This window comes from Mesorhizobium sp. M7A.F.Ca.ET.027.02.1.1, assembly GCF_004022985.1.
Taxonomy (GTDB): domain Bacteria; phylum Pseudomonadota; class Alphaproteobacteria; order Rhizobiales; family Rhizobiaceae; genus Mesorhizobium.
The window spans coordinates 1-2,399 of sequence record NZ_RZOL01000614.1 but is presented as its reverse complement, the minus strand read 5'-3'; the positions used below and the strand labels follow the sequence as shown (position 1 = coordinate 2,399).

Below are 2,399 nucleotides of genomic sequence, written 5' to 3'. Positions count from 1 at the left end.
GGGCCAGGTAGGGCCTCGGTGTCGAGTTGACGCGGGGCGGTCTGATTTTCTGGATTTCGGCAAGGCTGGACCATCAGGCAATCGATACTCTGAATGCGCGCTATGCCGCAGTGGTCGCAGCGCCATCCGACTGGACGAACTCAGCGGCTTCGGGGTCAGCCTGCCTGATGTCGCTGCGACCCTCTCGAAGCCGCTGTTCGAGCGCTAAATAACGAGCCGTAATTGCATTCAGCTTTGTGAAGAACTGCTTGCTCTGCGCAGGGTTGCCCGGCACAGGTGGAGGGGACAAAGCGAAAAGAGCATCCCTATCAGCGTCTAATTGTTCCAGCTCCAAACAAAAACGGCAAACCTCGTGGTCCGTCGTTCCGGAACTCCGATGTGATGCACGGCGCGGGGTACGCGTAGGGTTAGTCTGCCGACCCACATTGTTTGACGAAAGGACGATCGTATCCAAGGCGTTTTCCTCCACGCCGGGTTGTGACCATGCAATCTGGAATAAAGTGGGTTGCAACCTAAGTATACTGGCGGTTTCGTCTGTCACTTTTGACAGGTTGCGAGACGCTGGGATCCAGCGAGGAGCAACCTGGTTAGATAGCCGCGCGAATGGCTTGGAGAGGTACGTCGATAGCGAGGAGGTAAGCTGGATATGGCGCAATTTGACTCAAATTTTCACGACATGACGGAGGGTATTCGAGCAGTTGCCTCTCCTGCGGACGCAGCGGACCTTCTGAACACAATTGTCGAAAGTTACGGCCTTGAGACGGCGGCCTATCTTACCGTCAGGCCGGTTTACGAGGAACCGGGCAAGCCGTTCTATGTGACCACCTATTCGCCTGACTGGGTGAAACGCTACATTGAGAAGGATTTTTTCGATATCGATCCCGTGCTTCGCTATGGGCTGCGTGCTGTGACATTGGTTGATTGGAAAGAGATCGACCTATCGGACAAGGCCGTGCGCACGTTCTTTGGTGAAGCGAGGGAGCATGGTGTTGGGAAGCATGGCGTCACGTTCCCGGTTAGGGGTGTCGACGGCGACCGCGGCATTCTGAGCGTGACGAGCAACGAGAACGCAGCGGCGTGGCAGGCGTTTCTCAAATCCGAGGTTCGCGACTTCCAGCATCTCGTCGGCGAATTGCACAATGCTATCGGTCGAATCCAAGGAAGGCCACGCCATCAGACGGTCTGCTCCGATAGAGAGATCGAATGCCTGAAATGGTACGCGAGGGGAGAGAAGGTCAAACGGACCGCAGAGATACTGTCGCTATCTCCTCGCACGGTCCGATTTCATCTTGATCTGGCAAGGGCCAAGCTGGGTGCCAAAAGCTTGGCCCATGCGGTTGCGATCGCGGCAGAGCGCGGCCTTTTCTTTCAGAGACTGTTCTGATCGATATCCAAGCGCTTCGCGGGAAGCCGCCGGCAAAACTCGTTCCGTTTCGTGAAGCTAGGAATGATAGAATGACTGGATCATGGGGAAAGAAGGGAGACGTCGCTCTGCCATCTGATCCGGAAAGGCACCGCGACGCTCTGAGGCTAGAATGCTGGCCAAACCAAGTGCCCTATTCGCAAACCATACGGTACCGCTTGCCAGGCTCGCTGACGTTCTTGCAGACAAGCACCTTGTGCGGCTCATAAGAGGAAAGCGGAGGACTTGCGATCCGCGATGCGCGTCTGGTTGATGTCTTGTGACTTGCCGCACGGCGCGGTTCGAGCCCTTCCGGGTCCTGTGGCGCAACCGGAAACACGCTGGTTTCGATGTGTGGCTGCTGCAGGTGGGGCGGCTCTTTGTCAAAGAATCGCCTGGCATCAAGCGGTCTCGGAATAATCACGGTACCATCATCGCTGCGCGCGCAGCCGCTACCCAACAGTAAAGCCAGCCCCACGAAAAAAGGCAGAATCCGTTCGAGCATAAGCACCAACCTTGGCGGGCACATACCCCGGCTTGCGAGTCACTGACAACTGGCGGAATGGGCACGAAGAAGGGGCGGCATTGCTTGCCGCCCTTTCCAAATTGTCGAAATGCGTGGACCTTTAGAAATCCATGCCACCCATACCGCCCATACCACCCATGCCGCCGCCGGGCATGCCGGCAGGCATGCCGCCGCCAGCCGACTCCTTCTTCGGAGCCTCCGCGATCATGGCTTCGGTGGTGACCAGCAGGCCGGCGACCGAGGCCGCGTCCTGGAGCGCCGTGCGCACGACCTTGACCGGATCGACGATACCCATGGCGATCATGTCGCCATACTCGCCGGTCTGGGCGTTGTAGCCGAAGGTCGCGCCCTTGTTCTCGAGGATCTTGCCGGCAACGATCGATGCTTCCGCACCGGCGTTGGCCGCGATCTGGCGGGCCGGAGCCTGCAGCGCACGACGCACGATGCTGATGCCAGCGGTCTGGTCGGAGT

The 2,399-nt window shown here is 58.3% G+C and carries 3 protein-coding genes; 1 reads left to right on the top strand and 2 read right to left on the bottom strand.

What is annotated here, in order from left to right:
• The first annotated feature begins 646 nt into the window (after nt 1–646).
• Entirely contained in the window at nt 647–1,384 is a 738-nt protein-coding gene (locus EN749_RS34175; protein ID WP_128364833.1) for a LuxR family transcriptional regulator, read from the top strand.
• A gap of 172 nt (nt 1,385–1,556) precedes the next feature.
• Here EN749_RS34175 and EN749_RS34170 read toward each other — a convergent pair whose 3' ends face one another.
• Together EN749_RS34170 and EN749_RS34165 are read right to left on the bottom strand one after the other, a co-directional pair.
• Nucleotides 1,557–1,907 carry a hypothetical protein gene (locus tag EN749_RS34170; RefSeq protein WP_128364832.1) on the bottom strand — a complete coding sequence of 117 codons (351 nt, stop codon included), beginning with the start codon at nt 1,905–1,907 and terminating at the stop codon, nt 1,557–1,559.
• 121 nt (nt 1,908–2,028) lie between these two features.
• The coding region (locus tag EN749_RS34165) for a TCP-1/cpn60 chaperonin family protein (protein ID WP_281061946.1) at nt 2,029–2,399 on the bottom strand (371 nt) is incomplete at its 5' end.